This window comes from Pseudoalteromonas sp. S4741 (genome assembly GCF_005886135.1).
Classification (GTDB): domain Bacteria; phylum Pseudomonadota; class Gammaproteobacteria; order Enterobacterales; family Alteromonadaceae; genus Pseudoalteromonas; species Pseudoalteromonas tetraodonis.
This window is the reverse complement of the sequence record NZ_PNCN01000034.1, coordinates 14,014-39,465: the sequence shown is the minus strand read 5'-3', so window position 1 is coordinate 39,465 and position 25,452 is coordinate 14,014. Positions and strand designations below refer to the sequence as shown.

At 41.1% G+C, this 25,452-nt stretch carries 24 protein-coding genes and 1 tRNA gene; 9 read left to right on the top strand and 16 right to left on the bottom strand.

All coding sequences use genetic code 11. The annotated features are described in order from the left end of the window. Positions 1 to 7: 7 nt before the first annotated feature. The 6 genes from CWC30_RS06485 to CWC30_RS06460 all read left to right on the top strand — a co-directional run bounded on the left by CWC30_RS06485 (position 8) and on the right by CWC30_RS06460 (position 5,591). Positions 8 to 1,456: a transglycosylase SLT domain-containing protein gene (locus CWC30_RS06485; RefSeq protein ID WP_138626689.1), complete on the top strand. Its 1,449-nt coding sequence runs from the start codon at positions 8 to 10 to the stop codon at positions 1,454 to 1,456. A gap of 65 nt (positions 1,457 to 1,521) precedes the next feature. Further along, entirely contained in the window at positions 1,522 to 2,010 is a 489-nt protein-coding gene (locus CWC30_RS06480; RefSeq protein WP_138626688.1) for an FKBP-type peptidyl-prolyl cis-trans isomerase, read from the top strand. A gap of 21 nt (positions 2,011 to 2,031) precedes the next feature. Continuing rightward, positions 2,032 to 2,760, top strand: coding sequence for an SDR family NAD(P)-dependent oxidoreductase (locus CWC30_RS06475; RefSeq protein ID WP_013466010.1), 729 nt, complete (start codon positions 2,032 to 2,034; stop codon positions 2,758 to 2,760). Continuing rightward, the gene (locus CWC30_RS06470) at positions 2,757 to 3,596 is read left to right on the top strand and encodes an amidohydrolase family protein (RefSeq protein WP_138626687.1); all 840 of its coding nucleotides are present in this window, start codon (positions 2,757 to 2,759) and stop codon (positions 3,594 to 3,596) included. The genes CWC30_RS06475 and CWC30_RS06470 overlap by 4 nt, the downstream gene beginning before the upstream one ends. Positions 3,597 to 3,644: 48 nt before the next feature. Next, complete coding sequence (locus CWC30_RS06465) at positions 3,645 to 5,207, top strand: S41 family peptidase (protein ID WP_138626686.1); 1,563 nt, start codon at positions 3,645 to 3,647, stop codon at positions 5,205 to 5,207. Between the two features lie 3 nt (positions 5,208 to 5,210). Further along, a complete protein-coding gene (locus tag CWC30_RS06460) occupies positions 5,211 to 5,591 on the top strand; it encodes a hypothetical protein (RefSeq protein WP_069439783.1) in 381 nt (126 codons plus the stop codon). A gap of 51 nt (positions 5,592 to 5,642) precedes the next feature. Here CWC30_RS06460 and CWC30_RS06455 read toward each other — a convergent pair whose 3' ends face one another. From CWC30_RS06455 to CWC30_RS06440, 4 genes are all read right to left on the bottom strand, one after another. Further along, entirely contained in the window at positions 5,643 to 6,818 is a 1,176-nt protein-coding gene (locus CWC30_RS06455) for a mandelate racemase/muconate lactonizing enzyme family protein (protein ID WP_010391702.1), read from the bottom strand. Between the two features lie 27 nt (positions 6,819 to 6,845). Next, a complete protein-coding gene (locus tag CWC30_RS06450; protein WP_033103740.1) occupies positions 6,846 to 7,613 on the bottom strand; it encodes a class II aldolase/adducin family protein in 768 nt (255 codons plus the stop codon). Between the two features lie 134 nt (positions 7,614 to 7,747). After that, positions 7,748 to 8,071, bottom strand: a complete 324-nt coding sequence (locus tag CWC30_RS06445) for a c-type cytochrome (protein WP_010391700.1) — start codon at positions 8,069 to 8,071, stop codon at positions 7,748 to 7,750. Positions 8,072 to 8,242: 171 nt separating this feature from the next. Then, on the bottom strand, positions 8,243 to 8,782 hold the full coding sequence (locus CWC30_RS06440) for a DUF2058 domain-containing protein (protein WP_010391699.1): 540 nt from the start codon (positions 8,780 to 8,782) through the stop codon (positions 8,243 to 8,245). 194 nt (positions 8,783 to 8,976) lie between these two features. On the opposite strand from CWC30_RS06440, the gene CWC30_RS06435 reads away from it, so the two are divergent. Further along, entirely contained in the window at positions 8,977 to 10,125 is a 1,149-nt protein-coding gene (locus tag CWC30_RS06435; protein WP_138626685.1) for an MFS transporter, read from the top strand. Here the strand turns inward: CWC30_RS06435 and CWC30_RS06430 are convergent. Next, positions 10,092 to 10,592 (bottom strand): prolyl-tRNA synthetase associated domain-containing protein, encoded by a 501-nt coding sequence (locus CWC30_RS06430; RefSeq protein ID WP_138626684.1) that lies wholly within the window; start codon positions 10,590 to 10,592, stop codon positions 10,092 to 10,094. The two genes, CWC30_RS06435 and CWC30_RS06430, sit on opposite strands and share 34 nt — an antisense overlap. Before the next feature lies 1 nt (position 10,593). Then, positions 10,594 to 10,980 (bottom strand): hypothetical protein, encoded by a 387-nt coding sequence (locus CWC30_RS06425; protein ID WP_138626683.1) that lies wholly within the window; start codon positions 10,978 to 10,980, stop codon positions 10,594 to 10,596. 165 nt (positions 10,981 to 11,145) lie between these two features. Here CWC30_RS06425 and CWC30_RS06420 point away from each other — a divergent pair. Continuing rightward, positions 11,146 to 11,221: transfer RNA gene (locus CWC30_RS06420), tRNA-Ala, on the top strand. A 179-nt stretch (positions 11,222 to 11,400) separates the two neighbouring features. On the opposite strand, the gene CWC30_RS06415 is transcribed toward CWC30_RS06420, so the two are convergent. Both CWC30_RS06415 and proB read right to left on the bottom strand, forming a co-directional pair. Next, positions 11,401 to 12,648 (bottom strand): glutamate-5-semialdehyde dehydrogenase, encoded by a 1,248-nt coding sequence (locus tag CWC30_RS06415; protein WP_138626682.1) that lies wholly within the window; start codon positions 12,646 to 12,648, stop codon positions 11,401 to 11,403. Next, on the bottom strand, positions 12,645 to 13,751 hold the full coding sequence (gene proB / locus CWC30_RS06410) for a glutamate 5-kinase (protein ID WP_036980350.1): 1,107 nt from the start codon (positions 13,749 to 13,751) through the stop codon (positions 12,645 to 12,647). The genes CWC30_RS06415 and proB overlap by 4 nt, the downstream gene beginning before the upstream one ends. 861 nt (positions 13,752 to 14,612) lie before the next feature. Here proB and CWC30_RS06405 point away from each other — a divergent pair. After that, positions 14,613 to 16,472, top strand: a complete 1,860-nt coding sequence (locus CWC30_RS06405) for a cation:proton antiporter (RefSeq protein WP_138626681.1) — start codon at positions 14,613 to 14,615, stop codon at positions 16,470 to 16,472. 133 nt (positions 16,473 to 16,605) lie between these two features. On the opposite strand, the gene CWC30_RS06400 is transcribed toward CWC30_RS06405, so the two are convergent. The 8 genes from CWC30_RS06400 to mutL form a co-directional block, all read right to left on the bottom strand. After that, entirely contained in the window at positions 16,606 to 17,244 is a 639-nt protein-coding gene (locus CWC30_RS06400) for a tetratricopeptide repeat protein (protein WP_013466021.1), read from the bottom strand. A gap of 123 nt (positions 17,245 to 17,367) precedes the next feature. Further along, a complete protein-coding gene (locus tag CWC30_RS06395) occupies positions 17,368 to 18,681 on the bottom strand; it encodes an adenylosuccinate synthase (protein ID WP_024601937.1) in 1,314 nt (437 codons plus the stop codon). 208 nt (positions 18,682 to 18,889) lie between these two features. Continuing rightward, entirely contained in the window at positions 18,890 to 19,768 is an 879-nt protein-coding gene (gene hflC / locus CWC30_RS06390; RefSeq protein WP_008113491.1) for a protease modulator HflC, read from the bottom strand. A gap of 5 nt (positions 19,769 to 19,773) precedes the next feature. Continuing rightward, positions 19,774 to 20,943, bottom strand: a complete 1,170-nt coding sequence (hflK, locus tag CWC30_RS06385; RefSeq protein WP_010391686.1) for an FtsH protease activity modulator HflK — start codon at positions 20,941 to 20,943, stop codon at positions 19,774 to 19,776. A 100-nt stretch (positions 20,944 to 21,043) separates the two neighbouring features. Further along, entirely contained in the window at positions 21,044 to 22,333 is a 1,290-nt protein-coding gene (gene hflX, locus CWC30_RS06380) for a ribosome rescue GTPase HflX (protein ID WP_036980358.1), read from the bottom strand. A 16-nt stretch (positions 22,334 to 22,349) separates the two neighbouring features. Beyond that, the gene (hfq, locus tag CWC30_RS06375; RefSeq protein ID WP_008113494.1) at positions 22,350 to 22,613 is read right to left on the bottom strand and encodes an RNA chaperone Hfq; all 264 of its coding nucleotides are present in this window, start codon (positions 22,611 to 22,613) and stop codon (positions 22,350 to 22,352) included. An 81-nt stretch (positions 22,614 to 22,694) separates the two neighbouring features. Further along, positions 22,695 to 23,612: a tRNA (adenosine(37)-N6)-dimethylallyltransferase MiaA gene (gene miaA, locus CWC30_RS06370; RefSeq protein WP_028835550.1), complete on the bottom strand. Its 918-nt coding sequence runs from the start codon at positions 23,610 to 23,612 to the stop codon at positions 22,695 to 22,697. A 10-nt stretch (positions 23,613 to 23,622) separates the two neighbouring features. Then, entirely contained in the window at positions 23,623 to 25,449 is a 1,827-nt protein-coding gene (mutL, locus tag CWC30_RS06365; protein ID WP_138626680.1) for a DNA mismatch repair endonuclease MutL, read from the bottom strand. Positions 25,450 to 25,452: the final 3 nt, after the last annotated feature.

Here is a 25,452-nt window from a genome sequence, read left to right as displayed (position 1 = left end):
GAACAAAATGCGTCACTTGATCTTATGCTTTGCCATTGTATTGCTATGCAGCTGTAAAACCACTCAGCCAGAGATCATTGCGCCTGCAGTTCCCACACCTGTAGAGTCAAAACCGGCATTATCAAATACGCCGACCTCTAAAAACACTCACAAAGTCATTAATAAAAAAGCCACAGCCAAAGCCCCTGAAATAGCTCAACCCACAGAGTTATGGGCACATATTGCTGATAACTTACATTTACCGGTTGAGCAAAATCAGGCGTTAAAAAAACGCATTAACTGGTATTTAAAACAGCCTAATTATTTAAAAATAGTGTCTCGACGTGCAGCGCCTTTTTTATACCATATTGTAAAAAAAGTTGAGCAAAAGCGCTTGCCGATGGAGCTCGCCTTATTACCGTTTGTAGAAAGTGGCTTTAGACCTACCGCACGCTCAAGCGAGCACGCTGTGGGAGTGTGGCAACTCGTTGCAGCAACCGCGCATCATTTTGGGGTTAAATCAGATCAATGGTATGACGGACGCCAGGATGTATTAGCCTCAACCGATGCGGCACTTGATTATTTAAGCTATTTACATAAACGTTTTGATGGTAATTGGCTACATGCACTTGCGGCCTATAATACCGGTGAAGGCCGAGTTAAGCGCGCTATAAAACGCAATCAAAAACGAGGTAAATCAACTGACTTTTGGGCACTAACACTGCCAAAAGAAACCGCAGACTATGTACCAAAACTATTAGCACTGAGCTATTTAGTGAAACACCCTAAGGCAAATTTTAAACGGCCAAAGCTTCCTTATAAAGCACTGACTACCTCACTAAATGTGGCAAAACAGTTTGATTTTTCAGTTATGGCCAAGCTCTCTGGCATGGGCGCCAAACAACTGCATGCCCTTAATCGGGGTTATTTAAAAAATCAAAGCTCTCCCCATGGACCGCACACTCTGTTATTACCTATAGAGCAACAAGCTTTATTAAAAAACCGCTTTTTTAAAGCCAATTTTGCAGGCGAATACATCGTTAAGAAAAATGACACGCTGTACGGTATTGCTAGGCATTTTGGCTTGCCTTTAGAAGTATTAAAACAGCTCAATAATAAGAAAAATAACTTTATTGGCGTTGGCGAAAAGCTTATTTTAGGGGAGCCGCAAACTTTGCCTGAGTCGCTCACTATTAACTATAAAATAAGCCCTTATCTAGAACAAAAAGAGCAAATCATTCCAACCATCGAGGTAGATTACCACGTAAAACCCGGTGATAACCTTTGGAATATAAGTCAGTTATACGGCGTTGCTCATAGCGATTTAGCGCGTTGGAATAAATTATCTGCCTCAAGCGTATTAAAACCTGGGACTCAGTTGGTTTTATTTATACCTCAAGCCGCGACACCTAAAACTACACCGGCGAAAAAAGACCTGTTACTCGACTTACAAAATACATTAAATCATCCACGTTAAGTTTCTAAAGCGCAGTATTTCGCGTAAAATTGCCTTTAATTAATTTAAAACTCAAAGAGACAAGCATGCAAATCAGTAAAAATTCGGCCGTTGAATTTCATTACACCCTAAGCGAAGCGGGTGAACAAATCGAAAGCAGCCTAAACGACGCGCCATTAAGTTATATTCACGGCAGCAAAGGCATGCTTCCAGGTTTAGAAACCGCACTTGAAGGTAAAGCCGCTGGTGATAAATTTAGCGTTACGTTATCTCCAAGTGAATCATACGGTGAGCGTGTTGATGACTTAATTCAGCGCATTCCGCTTAAGCACCTTCAAGGTGATGTAAAAGTATGGAAACCAGGCATGACTGCTATGGTGCAATCAAACCAAGGTCGCCACCAAGTAACCATTGTAAAAGTAGGCCGCTTTAATGCTGATTGTGATTTAAACCACCCATTTGCTGGTAAAACACTGACTTTTGATGTTGAGGTTGTCTCAGTTCGAGAAGCAACAAACGAAGAGATTTCTCACGGCCATGTTCATGCTGAAGGTGGTTGCGGCCACGCACATTAATTGCTAATTAAAGGAACAAGTATGTCAAAAGTTGCAATAGTAACCGGTGGCTCTAAAGGCATAGGCTTTGCTGTGGTTCAGCGATTATTAACGAGCGGCTATCAGGTTCATAACCTAGATATTGAACCCAGTGAGAGTGGTGTTTTTCATCAATGTGATGTTAGTAATGTAACCGCCGTACGCCAGTGTATACAGGCTATTATTGAAAAAACACAACGCATTGATGTACTTGTTTCAAATGCTGGCAAGCACCTAAGTGCCACAATTGAGCAAACCGATGAAGCGACATTCGATGCGTTAATGGCACTGAATGTTAAAGGTGCGTACGCGGCTATACAAAGCGTATTACCAGCCATGAAAGCACAGCAAGATGGCGCTATTGTGTTAATTGCCTCAGATCAGGCCATTATTGGCAAACAAAATTCATTTGCTTATAACCTGACTAAACATGCACTGGCTTCGATGGCTAAAACCACCGCCTTAGATTACGCAAGCTTTAATATTCGCACTAATGCCGTGTGTCCTGGCACCATAGAAACACCGTTATTTCATAATGCGATTGATGCATACTGCAAAAAAAGTGGCGCAAATAAGGCAGATATTGTTGCCGAAGAAGCTGCTTTACAACCACTTAATCGTTTAGGCCAAGCCGATGAAGTTGCAGCACTGGTAAACTTTTTAGTAAGTCCAGAAGCCAGCTTTATTACCGGCAGTTTGCAACGCATTGATGGCGGTTACACAGCGCAATGAGTACTAAAATTATTGACCCGCATGTGCATTTTTTTAATTTGCTGGAGGGTCAATACACCTGGCTGCAAGGTGCTAACCCACCCGCTTGGCCTAACTTAGATAAAATAAAACAACCGATTAGCGTTGCTGAACTAATCAAAAGTACGGACTTTGAACTCGTTGGTTTAGTGCATATAGAAGCTGGCTTTGATAATGAGCAACCTATTAATGAATTAAACTGGTTAGCAAAGCATATAAAAAGGCTACCTTACAAAGCGATTAGCTTTGCAACAATTAACCAGCCAAATAACGCATTTAAACTAGCACTTAAATATCTAAAACATTCATCCCTTATCGGCATTAGAGATATCACTGAAGGTCATGATGCCACGCGCTTATTGAGCCCTCATTGTCTCGATAACCTGCGCCACTTGAGCCACTTAAAACTGCATTTTGAAGCGCAATTTGAAATAGAAAACCTCAACATCACCGAGCAACTTATTTCTTATGCCAACCAAGTTAGTGACTTACAAATCATCATTAATCACGCAGGGCTTGCACACAACCTTGCTAACTGGCAACGCGCCATTGAATTACTCGCACAACAGTCTAATGTTGCGATGAAGTTTTCAGGCTTTGAATTACTCATGCTTAATAGCGAGCAGCAAACCCAATGTTTTACACATATTTTAAAGCATTTTGGTATGCAAAGAGTGATGTTTGCCAGCAACTTCCCCGTGTGCCAAATTAACATTAACTACAATGAGTTATGGCAACATTATCGAAGCCTATGTAGCGATGATCTTACATGGCAACATTTGAGTTACAAAAATGCTGCGCGCCTCTATCAACTCTAAATAAAAACCGCTATATTTAGCTCAACAGTTTAAAAAACGAGCATGCGTATGGCCATTCTTAACTCATCTTCTTTTAAATACACATTACTCTCTTTATCGCTAGCCGCTTTATTAACAGGTTGTGGCGGTGGGGGCAGCGACAATGCGACCAACCCAACAACTAATAACGGTGGCTGGACTTCTGGTGTTTTTGCTAACTCAGGGCAATTTAAAGGTCAATGCCAAGCAATTAATGAAAAAAACTGGCTACGCTCTTGGAGTAACGAAACCTACTTATGGTACGACGAAATTATTGATACTAATCCGGCATTAACGTCAGGCGTCATTGATTACTTTAATACTTTAAAAACGGAGCAATTGACTGAGTCGGGTGCGAAAAAAGATAACTTTCACTTTAGTTTGCCAACCGATGAGTGGCAAAGACAAAATCAATCAGGCCTAAGCTTTGGTTATGGCTTTAATATAAAAATAATCGCTGGTAGTGCGCCGCGCCAAGCAATTGTTAGCTATACAGAGCCAAATACCCCTGCTAGTAATCAAAATATTATTAGGGGCTTTGAGCTTTTAGAAGTTGATGGTGTTGATTTTATTAACACGACCTCATCAAGCGAGGTAGCTATTATTAACGCAGGTTTATTCCCAGAACAAACAGGTAAAGTTACCGAATTTGTATTTAGGGATATCAGCACTAATGAAAATCGCATTGTTACGCTCACATCTCAAAATATCGAGTCGCAACCAGTAATGAACGTACGTACTGATTTAGCAAACGGCGATGTGGGTTACTTTCAATTTAATAGCCACAACGCGATAGCCGAAACGCAGCTTTACAACGCCTTTAACCAACTCGCTGCCAGCAGCATTAAAGATTTAGTCATTGATGTGCGCTATAACGGCGGTGGTTTGTTACAAATGGCCAGCCAAGTAGGCTATATGGTGGCAGGTGACAATACCCAAGGCAAAATATTTGAACGCACTATTTTTAACGATAAATACCCCAATACCAACCCTATCACAGGGCAAACACTGACCCCCATGCCCTTTACAAATCGTTTTGTCGGGTTTGAAAATAACCCTGCAATAGCTGCAGGCACCCCATTACCAACGTTAAATTTAGATCGGGTATTTGTACTCACCACCAGCAGTACCTGCTCAGCCAGTGAGGCTATAATTAACGGGCTGCGCGGAGCCGATGTTGAAATCATTCAGATAGGGGCTGGCACCTGTGGTAAACCGTATGGCTTTTACCCAACCGATAACTGCGACACTACTTATTTTACCATTCAATTTACTGGCGAAAATAATAAAGGTTTTGGTGAATATTCAGATGGCTTTGCACCGCAAAATACCATTGATAATGCGCGCCAGCCCGTACTTATTGCAGGCTGTGCTGTTGCCGATGACTTTAGCAAACGCTTAGGTGATGCAAGTGAAGGCTTACTTAATACCGCACTTAGTTATAGAGCAACCGGCAGTTGCCCAGCCCCAAGCTCAATAAATAGTGTTCTCGGTTTTGCGCCCACTATCGCCACCGATATGCCTGAAGTAAAAGACGCGCGAATTCAGACTGTACTAAAACAGAATATTATTCTTAGCGATAACATGAGATAAGCAATGAAGATTTTATTAGCAATAACTGCAATTTCGCTATTTTTAAGTGGGTGCTTAGCACAAAGCTCAGAGCCCACACCTAAATTGCAACATGCGTTACTAATTGAGCCTAATAGCGCTAAAGTAGCCGACGCAATTGCGCAGCTGCTGCATAGCTCGCAGGTTCAATTAGCAGACGATGTTTTTGTCACCTCAAGTACAGTTACCCTTGAGCAACTTAATCATAAAGATCCTCAGGGCAACCCTATTATGGGCAAGCAACTTAATATGCCAGATCAATTTGAGCTCGTGACTAAGGGAGAGCGCTGTTTTGTTCGCCACCTTGATAGCAAAGCAACCATTGAACTAAAACAAGTACTTTGTAAAATAAACCCACAGCGATAAAAAAGCCGGTAAGTGACAACTCACTTACCGGCGATTCCTCCACAGAGTAAACTATTTTATTTCTACACGTTGTGAGCGCATTACAATTTCATCGTTAAGCTCAATCCCAAGACCTGGTTCTTCAGATACTTCAAAAAAGCCATTTTTAGGTTGTGGATCTTGTAAGCATAGCTCTCTATTCCACTTTTTAATCGCGTAAGTATGATGCTCGTGAATTAAAAAGTTAGGGATCGCTGTTTCTAAGTGCAATGATGCCGCCGTTGCAACCGGCCCACCACATACGTGTGCCTGAATACGCACATCAAAAATATCAGCGTAATCACATACTTTTTTAGTTTCAGTAAAGCCACCACATAAGCCGATATCTGGCTGTAGTACATCAATACTTTGATCTTCTAAATAAGGACGTACACCCCAGCGGTTATACAAGCGCTCGCCGCCTGCAATAGGCACAGCCACTTTATCAGCCACTTTTGCATGTAATGAATGGTTTAGGTAATTCACCGGCTCTTCAAAATACATACAGTCAAATTCTTCTGCAATTTCACCAATTTGAATTGCCGATGTCGCCCCTGGTAAGCTATGACATTCAAAAATAATATCTACTTCGTCACCCACGGCTTCACGAATAGCCTGCATACGAGCGCGGTATAGTTTCATTTCTGGACGAGAAATAATATTTGTGCGGTCGTAATAGGTGTTGCCGTCTTTATCGTATTGAATTGGATCGACCTTTACCGCATCGTAACCTTCCGCCACCGCTTTTAGTGCCGCTTCTGCATATTCTTGTGGCTGTACCAGCGCTTTAAATTCACTGTCCCAGTCAAACTGCAGCTGTGATGCATAAGTACGCAACTTGTCGTTAACTTTACCGCCAAGCAACTGATAAACCGGTAAACCCAATGCTTTACCTTTTATATCCCAAAGCGCCGTATCAATCGCACTCATTGCTGCGTAAACCACCGGCCCACCACCTAAACCCCAAAAACTTTCACGTAACATGCGCGACCATAGTTTTTCAGTTTGAAACGGGTCATGGCCAATTAAAAAGGCATCGGCCATTTCTTTGATCATCGCAGCAGCGGCACTGTGACCTAAATCGTACGCAAGACCTGCTTCACCCACACCGCTAATACCTTCATCGGTATGAATTCGAACAAATACCGGCGTCCATGCAGGCCGATCAGGGCAATGAATATCAAAGACTTCAACGCGATTTACTTTCATAAAAATTCCTTATTAACCTTCAGTGGGTTATTTTGCAAAACTAGGATCAAGACGATACGCTTTTCGTAACATGGCAGGCCATGCTAGCTGGCCCCCTGTACTGCCGCTGTGAACGACGTTCGCTTGGTTATAAATGTTATCAATAATAGCTTGAGGCACAGCAGTCGCTTCTTGCGCACTTGATTGAATGGCTAACTGTATTTCACAGGCACGCTGAAGGTCATAAAAGCGCATAAACGCATCGCCTACCGTCGGGCCTACTGTTAAACCGCCGTGGTTAACCAATAGCATATGATTGGTGGTGCCTAAATCTGTTTGCAGGCGTTTACGTTCATCGTCATTCACCGCTAAACCTTCATAGCCATGGTAAGACAGAGACGGCAATGAAAACATCGAATACTGACTTAACGGTAACAGCCCTTCTTTTTGTGTTGCAACCGCAATGGTTTCTTTGGTGTGCAGGTGTATAACGCAATGTGCATCCTCACGTACTTCGTGAATGGCACTGTGAATAGTGAACCCTGCAGGGTTAATATTAAAGGGTGTATCGTCAATAATGCGGCCATTTAAATCTACTTTGACTAAGTTAGATGCAGTGATCTCATCAAACGTTAAGCCAAAGGCATTCACTAAATAATGATCAGTGCCCGGTAGGCGAGCAGAAAGGTGCGTATAAATTAAATCCCCCCAACGAAAATGGTCAACTAATCGATAACATGCGGCTAAATCAACACGTAGTTGCCACTCTTGTTCTGATACTTTATTTTTTAAATTGAGCTGGGGTAAATCAAACATAACAAGCCTTTTAAAACACAGCATAGCGCTAGTGATTGTAGATGTTTAGAAGTCTAAATGAGTATTTGCATGATGGCAATCACCAAATAAAAAAGCCACACATAGGTGTGGCTCTTTTTAATTAGCGTTAACGATTATTGTACTTTTGATAGGTAATCGGCAATCGCTTCAAATTCTTCATCAGTCACAGTCGCAACCATCGCTTTCATCGCCATAGACATACCGTTGTTACGAGCGCCTGACTTGATGTCTTTCATTTGCGCTACTAAATATTCTTTGTTTTGGCCATTTAGTTTAGGGTACATCGCCATAATAGGTGCTTTACCTTCTGCACCATGACATGTTTGACAATTTTTAGCTGTGTAAAGTGCAGCGCCATCTGCAGCGGCTGCTGAAAATGAAAAACTTGCGGCTAAACCAATACCCGCGCCTAATAAAAGTGTTTTTATCTTGCTCATTGTATTTACTCTTCTTTTTACGGTTAAAAAAAACGGTTGTGATTATTGTAGTCAATAAATCTTTAAAAAGCATACGTCCTTGGTAAGGTTTGACGATCAATCAGAACAAATACGTGTATCCCTCATAAAACACATACTAGCTTGCTTTAACTGAGCAGATACTTAATAGGCTTACCAAATAAGATCGTCTGGCACTTCAAAATCAGCATACGGATCGTCTTCATCTTTGGCTTTATTTTCAGGCTCAACATGAAACACAATATACTTTTCATCCACCTCAGCCACTTTACGCGCAGGCTCATCTTCTAATACGTAAAACTGACCTTCTAAAACACAAATAGCTAAACGTCCGCCCGAGAGCGCCTTTTGCGTTTGCTCATTCACATCAAGCCCTTTCACTTTATTTTCATAAGTGAAGTTAAAGGTACGCTCACCGCGAATTGACTCTTGATTATGATGCTCTAAAATTTGCTTCACACGCGCTACTTGTTCGCGCTGCTTTAATTCTTCTTGGCGCGCTTTATTGAGCTCTTCAGCTTTTTGCTGCTGCTCCAACTTAGTTTGCTGAATATGCTTTTGTAAATCGTTCGGGTTGCTCGTCGCTCCCTTCTTTTGCTTTTTCTGTTGCTTGCGCTTTTCTGATTTAGCAACTTTAGCTTTATGTGATGTTGTTAAACCAGCTTGGAGCAATTGCTCTTGTAGTGACCCCATGGCGTGTTCCCACTAAAAACGAATATTAATGCTATTTTAATCACCAACGAGCGTAAATAACAGCGCTATTGGTATTAATCTAACAAACTACTGAAAACAAAGCATGATTTAGCGCAATAAAGGTTAATTTATGAAAACCCTAGCAGTTTTGTATATAATGCAGCTCAACTAATAAGCAATGTTAACGGCAGTCGATGCGCTTACCTCACTTACTCTTTTGTTCTGTTTTCATTTTTTTTGTTTTATACGCACCACAGCCATTATTAAGTTTATTTGCTACTGAATTTAATGTTGCTCCTGCTGTTGCGGGCAGCTTAATGACGGCCACTATGCTGCCTTTAGCCATTGCCCCTTTGGTATATGGTTTGTTTTTAGCCAAGCGAAACCCATTATTAATTTTACGCACTGCAATGTTATTCCTCGGTGTCGGCTGCTTATTATTTATTTATGCTCCTAGTTTTGAGCTACTGTTACTTGTTCGGTTTTTACAAGGGCTAACTTTACCTGCCGCTTTAACCGCTATGACCAGTTATATTGGTATGAGTTATCAAGCCGATACATTACAAAAAAATATGACGCTATATATAGGTAGTACGATTGTCGGTGGTTATTTTGGCCGAGTATTGGCTGCGCTCTTTAGCGATGTTTGGTCGTGGCAGAGTTTTTATTACCTAATAGCAGCCATGCTGATTATTCTAGCGTTAAGTATTCCCCATAAACGTTTTAATCTCGTTAAATCAACCGAGGTTTTATCGCCATTAGATTATATAAAACAACTTAAAGAGGGCTCTGCACTTAAGCTCTATGGTGCCATTTTTTGTATGTTTTTTTGCTTTGCAGCATTATTAAACTACTTGCCTTTTATTTTAAAAAATACCTTTTTAATTAATAACACGCGCGACATTGGCTTTGTTTATAGTGGCTATTTGGTGGGTGCTTTGGCTTCTATTTTCACTCCTTGGCTATTAAAAAAAATGACTTCAGCCTGGCGATTGTTGGCCGCGGTATTCGTGTTTTATAACCTCAGTATTGTATTATTAATGAGTCATTCACTGTTGTTGTTTTTAATTGCATTCACACTCTTTTGTGGCGCTATGTTTGTAATTCATTCCACAGCGGCACCACTGGTTAATAAAATCAGTCACGCACCGCCAAGCGTTACCAACGGATGCTATGTATCATTTTATTACAGCGGCGGCGCACTGGGCTCGTTATTACCTGGGGTGGTTTATCAAGCTCATGGACAAACGGCGTTTATGACAACATTACTCGCTGTGTGTTTGTGTGGACTGGGGCTTATTTTGTGGGCTCAGCGCGATGGCAAAAACATCACCCGCGGCTGATGCTCAGTAAAGTCAAAAAAACGCAGTAAATCAGGCTTAGTTAATAACCATGTTTGGGTATTTTCAAACGGGTGGCAATGAAATAAATCGCCAAACCAAATATCTTGGTCAAGCCAAAGCGTTACATCTCGTTGCTTATCGTTCATTAAGCTGAGCATTGACACACAACCAGGTGCAACCTTTAAGTACTTAGCCAAGCGCTCATTAGAGGCAAACCCTAAGCGCGATAGGCCTTGCTGTTTAGACAACGATTTTAAATCGAGTTGTTTATCATGCGCAGTGATCACTAAAAAATGGCGCTTACCTTCGTTATCTCGCAAAAATAGATTTTTTAAGCGTGTTCCAGGGCGATTCACCATCAGCTCGTCGGCATCTAAGCTGCCATATAGCGCTGGATGTTCTATTACGTCATATTCTATATTTAGTTGGGCTAACACCGCCGCTAATTTTTGTTTATCCGCTAACATACTACAAACAACGCCCTCTTAATTGCACACTTAAATCACGCCATAGTACTTCGTTTATTTCATGCTTACCTGCACAATAGTTACGCTGTGCTAGTTCTTTATTAAGAAACTCTACCGCTTGATCTTCTAATTGTAATTTTAAAACACTCGACTCTTCAAAATGCTCTTGCTCAGCAAAACGCTGAACATCACTACGGGTTAGTTTTTTATTGATATTAATTTGCTCACGACTTTTAGCCTTTACAGAAACCACATAAGCAAAATGCTTGTTACCTTGCCCATCAAGGGTGTCATAAAATTGTTTATTATTAATTTCGTAGGGCGGTTCATCTACTGAACTGGCACAACCAAAAAGGAAAATCATGAAAACTAACGCGTATTTTTTCATTATGTATTGTCGTTTTAGTAAATATTGAGCTCGAGTTTAACAAAAATTAGTTAAAACGGAAAAATTTGTGAAAAAATACTTGACCAAAATCGTAAAAATATTTAAAGTTCACCCCGCTTGAGACTCAGCACTTAAGCATTTACATTATATGTAAATTAGGAATGTGGGGCTATAGCTCAGCTGGGAGAGCGCCTGCCTTGCACGCAGGAGGTCAGCAGTTCGATCCTGCTTAGCTCCACCACTTTCCTACTCTCTCCTTTAAGTAATTTACTTGTTTTATATTCTAAATAAATTTCTCTGTTAATCATTTTTTGCCCTGTTTTAATCTTTATGTTTGCTTAGTTGTTTGATTTTGCTAAATCGAGATCAAAAATGCCGAGCAAAAGCTCGGCATTTATATCGTTTATAAGGTTGGGTAAGTTATTCGCGAACTTGACCAACACCATTAACTAAATATTTCTCAGTCGTTAGTGACTCAAGCCCCATTGGACCATAAGCATGCAGCTTAGTCGTTGCAATACCAATCTCGGCGCCTAAACCTAGTTGTGAGCCATCAGAGAAACGTGATGACGCATTAACCATAACAACCGATGCATCCACACTACGTTGGAATAACTCTGCCGCAGCCTCGTTTTTAGTACAGATAACTTCGGTATGATTTGAGCCAAATTGAGCAATGTGCTCAACGGCTGCATCAAAGCTTGGCACTATACGAATAGCAATTTCTAAATCTAAATATTCTTCACCAAATTCGTTATCTGCAAGCACAGTGGCATTATCAAAATACTCAGCCGCTTTGGCATCAGCATTTATTTTTACGCCTTCTTGGCGAAGCACTACCGCGCACAGGTTTAAAAACTCATCAGCAACATCTTGGTGTACTATTAACCCTTCTAAGGCATTACATACGCCAGTACGTTGAGTTTTACCGTTAAGTAGTAGATTAAGTGCCACTTCTAAGTCTGCATCTTTATCTACGTATAAATGACACACGCCTTTAAAGTGCTGAATAACAGGAATTGTACTGTTTTCTGTTACATAGTTAATAAGCCCTTCACCGCCACGTGGAATAATTAAATCAATACTGTCGCGTTGCTGCATTAATTCCATTAGTAAAGCACGGTCAGGATCTGGAATAACTGAAACTAGCGCCGTTGGCAAACCATGTTTAGTAAGCACGCTGTGCATTACACTAGCAATGGCTTGTGAGCTTTTAAGCGCTTCTTTACCACCGCGCAAAATAACACCATTACCCGACTTAAAGCACAATGCGCCAGCATCAGCCGTTACATTAGGTCGTGCTTCGTAAATCATGCATACCACGCCCAGTGGTACACGCATTTTTCGGATTTTAATGCCATTTGGACGTTCAGTGATATCACGTAACTGGCCAACCGGATCATCAAGTGAAACAATCACTTCGATACCTTCAGCCATCGCTTCAATGCGCTCATCATTCAATGTTAAACGGTCTATCATTGACGCTGCTAAATTATTGTCACGCGCAGCGCTTAGGTCACTTTCGTTTTCTTTGATTATAAATTCTTTTTGATCTCTTAATGCCGCTGCCATATCGGTTAACACGTTGTTTTTAGTCTCGGTATCGAGTAAAGCAAGTGTATGTGCAGCTTTTGCTGCTTGGCGTGATATATCCGTAATTAAACTCATGAATTCTCCAATAATGCGATATCTTTTTCTGAAATAATTGGTCCAATTGAATCCTGCATTTTTTCGCTGAATTCACTCTGCTCGTTGTCTGCAATAAAGTTTAACAAGCAGCTACTGTAATTTGCTGTGGCTTTAGCTAAACGCGTACCATCTTCACTGCGAACTAAGATAGTATCGCCCACAGCAAACTCGCCATGTACTTCCTTGATCTCATCGCCTCGTAAACAGCCGTCTTCGCCTTCTAGCGAATCATCAAATGACCCATCGACAACCACTTCACCTTGTTCATTTGCGGTATGTGTCATCCAGTGAATAGAGTCTTGCATTGGTTTTTCATAAGGCAAGAACACACTACCTGGATTTTCGCCCGCTAATAAACGAGTAAAGGTTTCTTCTTTAAAGCCATTAATAATATACGTTGCAATACCATGTGATGTGGCTTTTTCTGCCGCTTCAATCTTGGTTTTCATACCACCGGTGCCTACTGCACTGGTAGCACATCCTGCCATAGCATAAATAGAATCATCAATTGATTTTATTTCAGGCAATAATACGGCATCGTCATGCAGATTTGGGTTTTTGTCATACAGCCCATCTACATCTGAAAAAATCATTAATGCGTCGGCATCAGCGGCTGCTGCCACCATCGCTGATAAGTTATCGTTATCACCCACTTTTAAATCATCTGTTGTCACCGCATCATTTTCATTAATGATAGGTAGCACGCCGTGTTCTAACAAGGTAAATACAGTTTCACGAATACTTTGATAGCGCTCACGGTCACGTAGGTCACCATGAGTTAATAGTAGCTGCGCCGAAGGAAAATCAAAGAAGCGATCCCACATGGCCATCATTTCTGTTTGCCCTGCTGCTGCCATGGCTTTTTTCATAACAACTGAGCGCGGCTTCTCTGATGGAAATAAATGCGAGCCTGCCGCTACAGAGCCTGATGACACTAAAATAACCTCAATACCACGTGCGCGACAGTGAACGATAAACTGTGCGATGGTTAACAAGTAGCGTGAACGACAGCCATCTTGATCGGGTGCAATTAAGGCACTGCCCACTTTAAGTACGATACGTCGCCAATTTAACTTTTGCATAAATGCTCAACTTTCCATTTTATTTGTATTCATCACACTGATGAATGAAACCAGGTCGCTATGTTTAAAACATAACGTCGAATTTGTTTATCATTGCCCACACTTTTTTACACACGCGTACACCGTCTCTAAAACCATTGTTTTAAATTGAGATGCAAAAAATAAATAGTATTAACCCAATAAAATTGGATTGTACTAACTAAAAAAATATAAAGTGTTGTTTATGTATCGCTGTAAAAAGCTGTGTGCGGCTTTTTTATTAACAACATACATAGAGCCTCTTAAGTCTGGTACACCAACAGATAGGGTGATGACTTAAGGACCGAGATTTAACCGCCACGATGGGGGTTAAATATTGAAAGGTAATAGTTCAACTCAAACTTTAATTTATATGCGTTAAGCAAATAAACACCTTGAGCAAAACTATACCAAAGAGTTCGGTAAATGATATTTTATGTTCGAACATTATAAAACATCGCTGAAACAATCACTAAGAGAGTTAAGATGTTTATATCTAATACGTTTACTTACTTAAATAACAAACTTTATTAGATAACTAATTATTCGAACACGAAGTATAATACGTTAAAATAGCCGCTTAGATCAAGGCTAAAATTAAAGCTAAATAGGTCACAACAGACAAGGCATGCGCATTTTTCAATAGATATCATAAAGTTAGACTACTATAAATAGTAATTATAGAGACTATAACTTTGATAACACTCTCAAAAAAGACGTTAACACTAAATGAATAAACATTATTTATTAGCTAAATTTAATTTACACGTGTATACCCACTGTATTACTGGTTGGTAACCGTTATACTTTTAAACATTATTAAAATTAAGGAGTTTTTACTCTATGTCAGCAATTTATATAGCCGGTATTGCACTGTGTTCAGTGTTAGCCCAATGGGTCGCTTGGGCGTTTAGAGTACCCGCTATTCTGTTTTTATTGCTTACAGGGCTTTTATTAGGGCCATTTAGTGGCGTATTAGACCCTGATGCATTATTAGGTGATTTACTTTTTCCTGTGGTCTCTTTGAGTGTCGCTGTGATTTTATTTGAAGGGTCCTTAACCTTACATTTTCGAGAACTTAAAGGGATCAGTAAAGTCGTCAGAAACCTCTGCTCTATTGGTATGCTTACAACTTGTATTGTTATTAGTTTTAGCGCTTATTGGTTACTCGAGTTAAATTGGCGCGTTGCTGCAGTACTTGGCGCAGTGCTTGTTGTTACGGGGCCAACCGTTATTGCTCCATTACTTAACTCGATGCGACCTACCCAGGATATCGATCGTATTTTACGCTGGGAAGGCATAGTAATAGACCCCATTGGCGCTTTATTTGCAGTACTAGTGTTTGAAGCCGTAATGCTGGTTGGTCAGGGTGAAGTACTTAGCCACACTATCGTTGCACTGGTTAAAACCGTTGGCGTTGGTTTAAGCATTGGTGTGGTTTCGGGTTGGATCACGACGCAACTAATGCGCCGAGAATGGTTGCCATTTGAGCTACATAAGTTTGGTATTTTAGCGTTAGTGTTAATTAGCTTTTCTATTTCAAACCACATAAGCCATGAGTCAGGCTTACTGGCTGTGACGGTGTTTGGCATTTGGTTAGCTAATCAAGATGACTTGGAAATAGATTCGGTACTCGAGTTTAAAGAAGACTTGTCGATGATTTTAATCTCAACTTTATTTATTTTATTGGCTGCAAGACTACAACTCTCTGATTTAATGATGCTCGACAGCGACGTATTTATATTTTTAGCTATTGTGCTATTTATTGCGCGCCCATTGTGTATTGCTATTTCAACCTTTGGTACAGACTTACCGATGAAATCACGCCTAGTACTTGCTTGGATTGCACCTCGCGGTATTGTTGCAGCAGCCGTTGGTTCAGTATTTGCGCTGAGTATGATGGAAGCGGGAGTGGCCGATGCCGAAAAAATGGTGCCACTCATATTTACTGTTATTATTGTTACTGTGGTACTGCAAAGCTTAACGGCTATCCCTGTTGCGAAACTACTTGGAGTGCGTCAACCATCCCCTAATACTATTTTAATCATAGGTGCAAACCATGTATCGCGTGCAATTGCACGTGGCTTAAAAGAGCAAAATATTCCTGTTCATCTATCAGATCCTGCTTGGGAGAACTGTAGAATGGCGCGTATGGATGGCCTGCCTTGTTATTACGGTAACCCGCAATCGGAGCATGCTGAACGTTATTTACCTTTAACCACGATTCGCAGTGTTTTAGCGCTTTCACCTAATCGCCACCATAACGCATTAGGGGTGCAGTACTTCTCTCATTTATTAAATGAAAAAAATGTATTTTCACTACGTTCCTCTTCTTCGCACGCCAAAGCAAATAAAGACAGTGCGACGTTTTTATCACGACAAATTCTGTTTGGCGAGAACGGTGCATATGCACGCTTAAGCAGTGTTATTGCCAAAGGCGGTAAAGTGAGTGCAACACGTATATCTGGAGAGTTTAGCTGGCAGCAGTATTTAGAAATGAATCCTGAAGCGATCCCACTGTTTATTCTCAAAGGGGATAAAGACAGTGCTGAAGACGCACCAGTGAAAATGAGGCCTTTTACCAGTGATATGGAAAAGCCACCACAAGAGGGTGAACGAGTAGTTGCATTGCAACCGCCTAAAATATCGCTATTAAAAGATCCGGCCAATAACAAAGCCAAAGACAATAAAAAAGACGAGTAATAACTAAAAAGCGAGAGTGCTAAAAAAAGCACTCTCGCTTTTTTATTTACAAACCTAAACTCTGATTAAGAGATTTACTAACATATTAAATCATAGCCATAATTAGGTTTATTTTCTCTAGCCAGAGTTTAGGTTACATAGGTAAGCGCGCGCGAGTAACGACACTAGCTGGCATTTTTTCAGCAAGTTTAGTTAATGCTCGCTCTATTTTTTTATGTGTCGCTTTGTCGGCTACCGTGGTGTTAAACAGCCAACGATAAGCATCTTCAAAGTCTCTTGGACTTCCATAGCCTTGATTAAACAAGCCCACTAATCGTAATTGCGCTTTTAAGTTACCTTGCGCTGAGGCCTCACGGAGGTAGGTTATTGCCATGGCTTTGTCTTTTTGGACTAACTGACCAACATCGTAATAGCGACCTAACTGCTCTAATGCTGCCGCTAAGCCCTGCTCAGCCGCTTTTTTCATGTAATACACACCTAAAGCTACATCACGCTCAACACACACCTTGTAGGCGAGCATATCACCATATAAAAATTGATACGACGGCAATGCCATTTTATTGGCTCGCGCTTCTATATCTTGCACTAACTGGCAATTATCTGCCTTCACGCGGGCTAGATGAGTGTTCTCATTAATCAAAGCTATTAACTCAGATTCAGTATACAGCGGCACAGCTGCAGGGCTTTCTTCAGCTAAGCTATTGCTTATATTAAATAAAGAAAGTGTAAGTAGTGATAATGACCACACTGAGCAACGAGAAGATAAACGCATATTAACCACTTTAAAAATAAACTTACTAAATAATATACAAAGATCGTTCCACTATTAATAGGTGTGCTTTTTATAGGCATAAAAAAAGCTGCACATGGCAGCTTCTTTTCAACATAAACCCAATTATGCAAATGGGCTACGAAGTATCATGGTTTCAACACGATCTGGACCTGTAGAGATAATATCAACAGGGACGCCAGTGATTTCTTCAATACGTTTAATGTAATCAATTGCTGCTTTAGGTAAACCTTCAAGCGATGTTACACCCACGGTATTTTCAGACCAACCAGGCATTTCTTCGTATACTGGTGTTACTTTATCGTAACCTTCAGCCGCTAATGGCGTAACGTTAGTCACAGTACCATCTTCAAGCTTATAACCAGTACAGATTTTAAGTGTTTCTAAACCGTCTAAAACGTCAAGTTTAGTTAAACAAAATCCTGAAATGCTGTTAATTTGAACTGCACGGCGCATAGCCACTGCATCTAACCAGCCAGTACGACGTAAACGACCAGTAGTAGCACCAAACTCATGACCTTTGTCACCTAAATGCTTACCTACTGGGTCTTGTTTTTCAAGGCCATCGTAAAGCTCCGTAGGAAAAGGACCTGAACCTACACGTGTTGTGTACGCTTTAATGATACCTAGTACATAATCAAGGTGTAATGGGCCAAAACCCGCACCTGTAGCAACGCCACCAGCAGTCGTGTTTGAAGATGTAACATAAGGATAAGTACCGTGATCGATATCAAGTAATGTACCTTGTGCACCTTCAAATAAGATGTTGTCACCGGCTTTACGCGTTTGATCTAAAAGCTCAGTTACATCAACTACCATTGCTTTTAAGATGTCAGCAACAGCCATTGCGTCATCAAACGTTTTTTGAAAATCGACTGCATCTACTTTGTAGTAGTTCACTAATGTGAAGTTGTGGTATTCCAATACTTCTTTTAACTTAGTAGCAAATAATTCAGGATTGAATAAATCGCCAACACGTAAACCACGACGTGCTACTTTATCTTCATACGCCGGACCGATACCACGACCCGTTGTACCGATTGGTTTATCGCCACGCGCTGTTTCGCGAGCTACATCTAATGCAACATGGAAAGGCAATATTAGCGGACATGCTTCACTGATTAAAAGACGTTCGCGTACTGGTACGCCACGCTCTTCAAGCATGCCAATTTCTTTCATTAGCGCTTCAGGTGATAAAACAACACCATTACCAATCACACATTTAACATTGTCACGTAATACACCCGATGGAATAAGGTGTAGAACTGTCTTTTCACCGTCGATCACTAAGGTATGGCCAGCGTTATGACCACCTTGATAACGAACTACTAAAGATGCTTTATCTGTAAGGAGGTCAACTACCTTACCCTTACCTTCGTCACCCCATTGGGTGCCTAGTACAACAACGTTTTTACCCATTGCAAATTCACTTAGAGAAAATTAGGACGAGATTTTACCAGAAAACTAAAGCAAAGTTCACCCCGTTTAGCTTATTTTTTCCTCGAGCCCTTAGTAAACATCAGTGTTTAGCTAATAATCACATAAATAACAGTCATTTATAAACTTAAAATTCAGATAACAAAAAGCCCTGCAATTGCAGGGCTTTCAAGTTTAACTAAAGCTATGATTACTGAGCTTTCGCGCCTTTCATGTATTGGAAGAAGTCGCTATCCGGTGATAACACCATCACGTCTTGCTTTCCTTTGAAAGTTTGCTTGTAAGCTTCTAAAGAGCGGACAAAGCTAAAGAACTCAGGGTCTTTATTATAAGCACTAGCGTAAATCGCAGCAGCGTCAGCATCACCTTGACCACGAACAGAACGCGCATTACGTTCTGCATCGGCAAGCATTACTGTTACTCGGCGGTCAACACCTGCACGAATCGTCTCTGCTTTTTCCTGACCTTCAGAACGGTGCTCTTTAGCAACGGCAGTACGCTCAGCACGCATACGTTGGTAAATAGAACTACTCACCTCTTGAGGTAAGTTAATTTGCTTAACACGTACATCAAGTACTTCAATACCCAGCTCACTAGCACTTTCAGAGGCTTGTACTAACGCTTCTTCCATCAGCTCGCTGCGTTCACCCGATACAATTTCACGAATAGTACGCGTACCAAAGTTAGTACGTAGGCCATTATTTACTTTTTGCTTAAGCAGTGTTTCAGCGTATTGCTTATCACCACGTGCACGCAGGTAAAAAGAGCTAAAGTCGTTAACACGCCATTTTACAAACGAATCAACAATTAAGTCTTTTTTCTCGCTAGTTACAAAGCGATCCGGTGTGCCATCTAGCGTTTGAATACGCGCATCAATGCGGCGCACTTGGCTAAAAAATGGCACTTTTAGATGTAGACCTGGACCATAAACTACCGCTTGATCATCGCTGTCTTTTTGTACTTTACTAAATAAAAGTACAATCGCCTTTTGGCCTTCAGAAACCACAAATACTGACGAGAAAGACATCACAATGGCGGCTAATAGGATTACTAAACTAAAGTTTTTCATTGCTCTTATCTCCCGTCGTTAAAGCGATCATTGTTAAAGCGATCGTTACCACTATTAACAGTGCTGTTGCGTGACGTATTTACCTTGTTACGTAAATCGTTAATATCGCTTGAGCTAGGTAAAGCAATACGTGTTGATGAACCCTGTTTTTCCATGATTTTATCAAGTGGTAAGTACATCATGTTGTTGCCGCCTTTAACATCAACCAACACTTTAGAGCTATTACCTAGCACTTCTTGCATCGTGTCTATGTATAAACGCTCACGTGTTACTTCTTTAGCTGCTTGGTATTCTGGAAGTAATTTCTCAAAACGAGCCACTTCACCTTGCGCTTCTAAAGTAATACGCTCTTGGTAACCTTCAGCCTCTTGCGTCATACGCGTTACTTGACCACGTGCACGCGGTTCAATTTCACGGGCATACGCTTCGGCTTCACGAATAAAGCGTTGTTCATCCTCTTGGGCTGCAATTGCATCATCAAACGCATCTTTAACTTCCATTGGCGGACGTGAATCCTTGAAGTTAACGTCAGTTACGATTAAACCTAAGTTATAAGGTTCGATGATTTGATTTAGCTCATCCCAGGTATTTTGACGCACAACTTCACGGCCGTTAGTCAGTACTTGGTCCATTTTTGAATGGCCAACAACATAACGCAGCGCACTATCTAATGCTTCTTCAAGACTGCTGTCAGCGTTAGTGACACTAAACTTGTATAAGTATGGGTCGATTACTCGATACTGTACTTCAAACTCAACGCTTACTACGTTTTCATCTTCAGTTAGCATAAAGCCTGATGCTGATAACGAACGAACAGCTTCGATATCGACTGGAATAACCGTCTCAACAAAGGTCATTTTCCAACGCAAGCCTGGATCTGCAATTCGGTCAAACTTACCAAATTGAAGAACGACACCGCGTTCAGCTTCTTTCACCGTATAAATACCACTTAACGCCCACACAATGGCAGCGATAATAAGTACAAATGAAATACCGGCTCCGCCAAGTCCACCGCCGCTACCATTGCCGGATTTTTTACCGCCAAATAAGCCGTTAAACTTGTTACTGAATTTACGGAACACCTCGTCTAAATCAGGTGGGCCTTGATCACGTCCGCCTTTGTTATTCCACGGATCTTTGTCATTGCCATTATTACCCGGTTCATTCCAGGCCATAGCTATACTCCATTGTTATCTAAATAAATTCGGAAATTGTGTTAAATCTAACAAATCTTATGCATTTCTTATACTAAAACCGACATTAATCTTTCAGTTTTTAGTCGCAGCTAATAAAACTTTCAATCTCTGGGCCAAAATCTTTAATCAAACGATTCCACTCAATCATAGGTAATCGCACATCTAGCAACCAATTACCTTGCTCATCAAAACGTTCGTTATGTACTGCACTTAAGTTAAATAAAGATGCTCTTAAACGTCCATACTGAGGAGCCAGTAGTAAAGTTTCACTCAACATCTTTTTAGCTAGTAGGTCACTAATAGCCTCACTTAGCAGCTCGCAACCTTCACCTGTTTTTGCTGATAACCATACCCTTATAGGTTGGCCTTCGTCATCGCGATCAATACGTGGGGTTACATCATCCAGCGCATCAATTTTGTTGTATACAAGTAATTGCGGTACATCATCAGCTTCAATTTCTTTGAGTACTTCTTGTACTTGTTCAATATTTTCTTTTCGACGAGGGTCGGCTACATCAATCACGTGTAATTGTAAATCAGCCTCTCGCGTTTCTGTCAGCGTTGCTTTAAATGCAGCCACTAAGTCATGCGGTAAGTGGCGAATAAACCCTACAGTATCCGCTAAAATAACCGAACCAACATCGCCAATATCTAACTTGCGTAAGGTTGGGTCTAGTGTTGCAAACAACTGATCAGCGGCATACACATCAGAATTTGTAATACGGTTAAATAAGGTTGATTTACCCGCATTAGTATAACCCACTAAAGAAACCGTTGGGATCTCATTACGAGTACGTGCTCGTCTACCTTGCTCACGTTGTACGCCAACTTTAGCCAAACGGGCGCGTATATTTTTAATACGCGCACGTAATAAACGTCGATCGGTTTCTAACTGCGTTTCACCAGGACCACGTAAACCAATACCGCCTTTTTGGCGTTCAAGGTGGGTCCAACCTCGGATTAAACGAGTCGACATATGACGAAGCTGCGCTAACTCAACTTGAAGTTTACCTTCGTGAGTACGTGCGCGCTGAGCAAAAATATCAAGGATAAGTGTGGTTCTATCAAGTACCCGACATTGACAAACACGCTCTAAATTTCGTTCTTGAGACGGGCTCAACTGATGGTTAAAAATGACAACATCGGCATTGTGGATTTTGACAATTTCAGCTATTTCTTCCGCTTTGCCGGTACCGACAAATAGTTTGGGATGTGGTGCTTGACGGCTGCCTTGCACAACCGCCAAACTACTAACACCAGCAGAAGATACCAACATTTCTAATTCATGAAGATCTTCGCGATCCCCATCTTTAGGTAAGTCGATATGGACTAAAATTGCCTGTTCGCCAGATTCATAGCGGTCAAACAAGCATTACGCTCCTAATTTAAAAGTTTCCTGGTTCAGTTTCTTCGGTGTCTTCATTTCCCTGTACACCTTGAAAGTTGACTGCGCGTGCAGGTACAACTGTTGAAATTGCATGTTTATACACCATTTGATTAACAGTGTTTTCCAGTAAAATTACAAATTGGTCAAATGACTGAATTTTACCTTGTAATTTTATGCCATTTACCAAAAAGATTGATACTGGAATGCGCTCGCGGCGTAATGCATTTAAAAATGGGTCTTGTAACGATTGGCCTTTTGCCATGTTATTATTCCTTCGTTCTAGGTGTTATTATAATTAAGTGGCTGAACTGATTTAACAAAGCTAAATTTTGTCCAGCTACTACTAGCTTAGCGAACTTACTACACGATGCAAGTTTTCTTCATCACCGGTTGTTAACCATGTAACATCAGGCCAGCTTCTTAACCACGTTAATTGACGTTTAGCCAATTGGCGTGTGGCTGCAATGCCGCGAAAAATCATTTCATCATGATCAATTTCACCCGCAAGGTAATCCCACATCTGTCTATAACCTACACAACGAATAGAAGGCATATTGGGATGTAAATCCTCACGTAGATATAGGGTCGAAACTTCTTTTTCAAACCCCTGTTCAATCATTATTTTAAACCTTTCTTCAATTCGATGATGTAATTCACTGCGATCATCGGGTGCAATTGCAAATTGATGAAAAGTATAGGGTAATGCTGGCTGCTTTTGCTTTTGCAATTCAGTCATCGTTTTACCTGTTATACGGTAAACTTCCAAAGCACGATTAATTCGCTGCGAATCATTTTCACTCATCTTTTGTGCGGCTTGCGGATCAACTTTAACCAGCTCTTTGTATAAATAAGGCCAACCATGCTCTTTAGCTTGTGTTTCTAGTTCGGCTCTAACGTTTGCATCGGCCTCAGGTAATGGCGACAACCCATCAATAAGGGCTTTAAAGTACATCATTGTACCTCCAACCAGTACAGGCACTTTACCTTGTTGATGAAATTTATCAATTTTTTCTATCGCATCGCGTCTAAAATCAGCTACTGAATAGGTTTCGCTTGGGTCGAGTAAATCAATTAAGTGATGGGGTGCACGTGCTAGTTCGTCGGCATCCGGTTTAGCGGTACCAATATCCATACCTTTATAAACCAGTGCCGAATCAACGCTGATAATTTCAGTATTTAAATACTCACACAGTGAAATTGCCAATGCTGTTTTACCAGCAGCGGTGGGGCCCATTAAAAATATGACCGGTAAATTACTCAACACGAATACCCTAATTAAATTGCGCTAGATAAGACTTTAGATCTATTTTAACTGCTTTTTCACGTAAACGTTCAATTGTTTGCGCATTATTTTGTAAGCGAGTTTGCTGTACTGCAAAGGCTTTACTGGCATAGAAGCGTGTAGGTATTACATTTACCTGCCACGCTAGCCACTGTTCAATACTTTCTAACTGAGCTTTACACCCATCAAGTAAGGCATCGACTGCGGCACTCACGTCAAGTAAGTACAAGCAAACAGGCAACCTCTTGACCATAACAAATTGTTTTTCAATTAAAAGTTCAAAGCCAAGCAAAGTAAACCATGATTGTTGCGTAGCCAGCAGTTCGGTATCTTGTTTTGACACATTGACCCGTACGGGTAATAACAATGCTTTGCCCTCAAGGCTGCCTTGCTCTTTAATTTGTGCAAGCCAATCATCCGCTAATGCGTATTTAAAGTGTGAACAATAAAGTTGATTTTCATTATTGAACACGCAAACGCCCTTTTCAATGCTTATTATATCGACAGTGCGCAGTGCTGTATCTGATACTTGCGTCTCATTAGATTGTACAAATGCTGCCGCAGTATCAAAGTGCTGCGCTTGTTGCTCATTCACGCCCTGATAAAACGCATTCACATCATGGTAATTTTGGCTTTCAGTACGCACCTGTCTACCCTCACCTTGACGACTGCCACCATAAGAGGCACTACTTGTAGATGGCGAATGACTTGGTTGTAATGACGACTTAGGATAATCAAAAAGTTCACTACTGGAAGTGTGTTCTTGGTTAAACGATGTAACTGGTGAATGAAGAGCGTGAGCGGCTGGCGAATTAACAAACTCAGCTTGCAGGGGCACAACAACTTGTTTTATCGCTTGCAAAATAAAGTCGTGTACTAAGCGCCCTTGATGAAAGCGCACCTCATGCTTTGCCGGGTGCACATTAACATCCACTTGGCGTGGGTCTATATCAATGTAAATCACAAATCCGGGAAGTTCTTGCTCGCCACTGACCTCTTCAAATGCTTGGCGAATAGCATGCAGAATAAGTTTGTCGCGCATCATACGATTATTTACATAGGTATACTGAGTAGTATTAGCCGATCCAACTGGCAATACCCAACCGTGTAGTTGCAACCCAGCCTCACCCGATTGAATATGCAATCCTTGCTCAGCAAACGCTTTACCCGCCACTTGTGCGACTCGCGTAATCGCTTGAGCGGGATCAGTTTTAGCGCGATACTGGCGCACCACTTTTTCATTATGGGTTAATGTAATTGATACATCAAAACGGCTCAGCGCAATACGCTTAATAAGCTCATCAATATGACTAAACTCAGTTTTTTCGGTACGTAAAAACTTGCGCCGTGCTGGGGTATTAAAAAATAAATCTTTTACTTCAATTGTGGTACCGCTGGGATGTGCCACAGGCTTTACCTCTACGGCCATATCTCGGCCTTGTGCAAAGGCTTGCCACGCAGCTTCTTGATTTTCGGGTTTAGAGCTTAAGGTTAAGCGAGATACCGAACTAATAGATGCTAAGGCTTCCCCCCTAAAACCAAGAGAACAAATATTTTCTAGGTCGTCTAGGGACTTTAGTTTACTGGTTGCATGGCGAGAGAGCGCTAATGTGAGCTCATCCTTTGCAATACCCGCTCCATTGTCGCGAATACGAATTAACTTGTGGCCCCCGCGTTCAATATCTACTTGAATACGTGTCGCGCCTGCATCAAGGCTGTTTTCTACTAACTCTTTAACCACCGATGCGGGACGCTCAACAACTTCACCCGCCGCAATTTGGTTTGCTAAGCGCGCAGGTAATATTTCAATACTCATAAC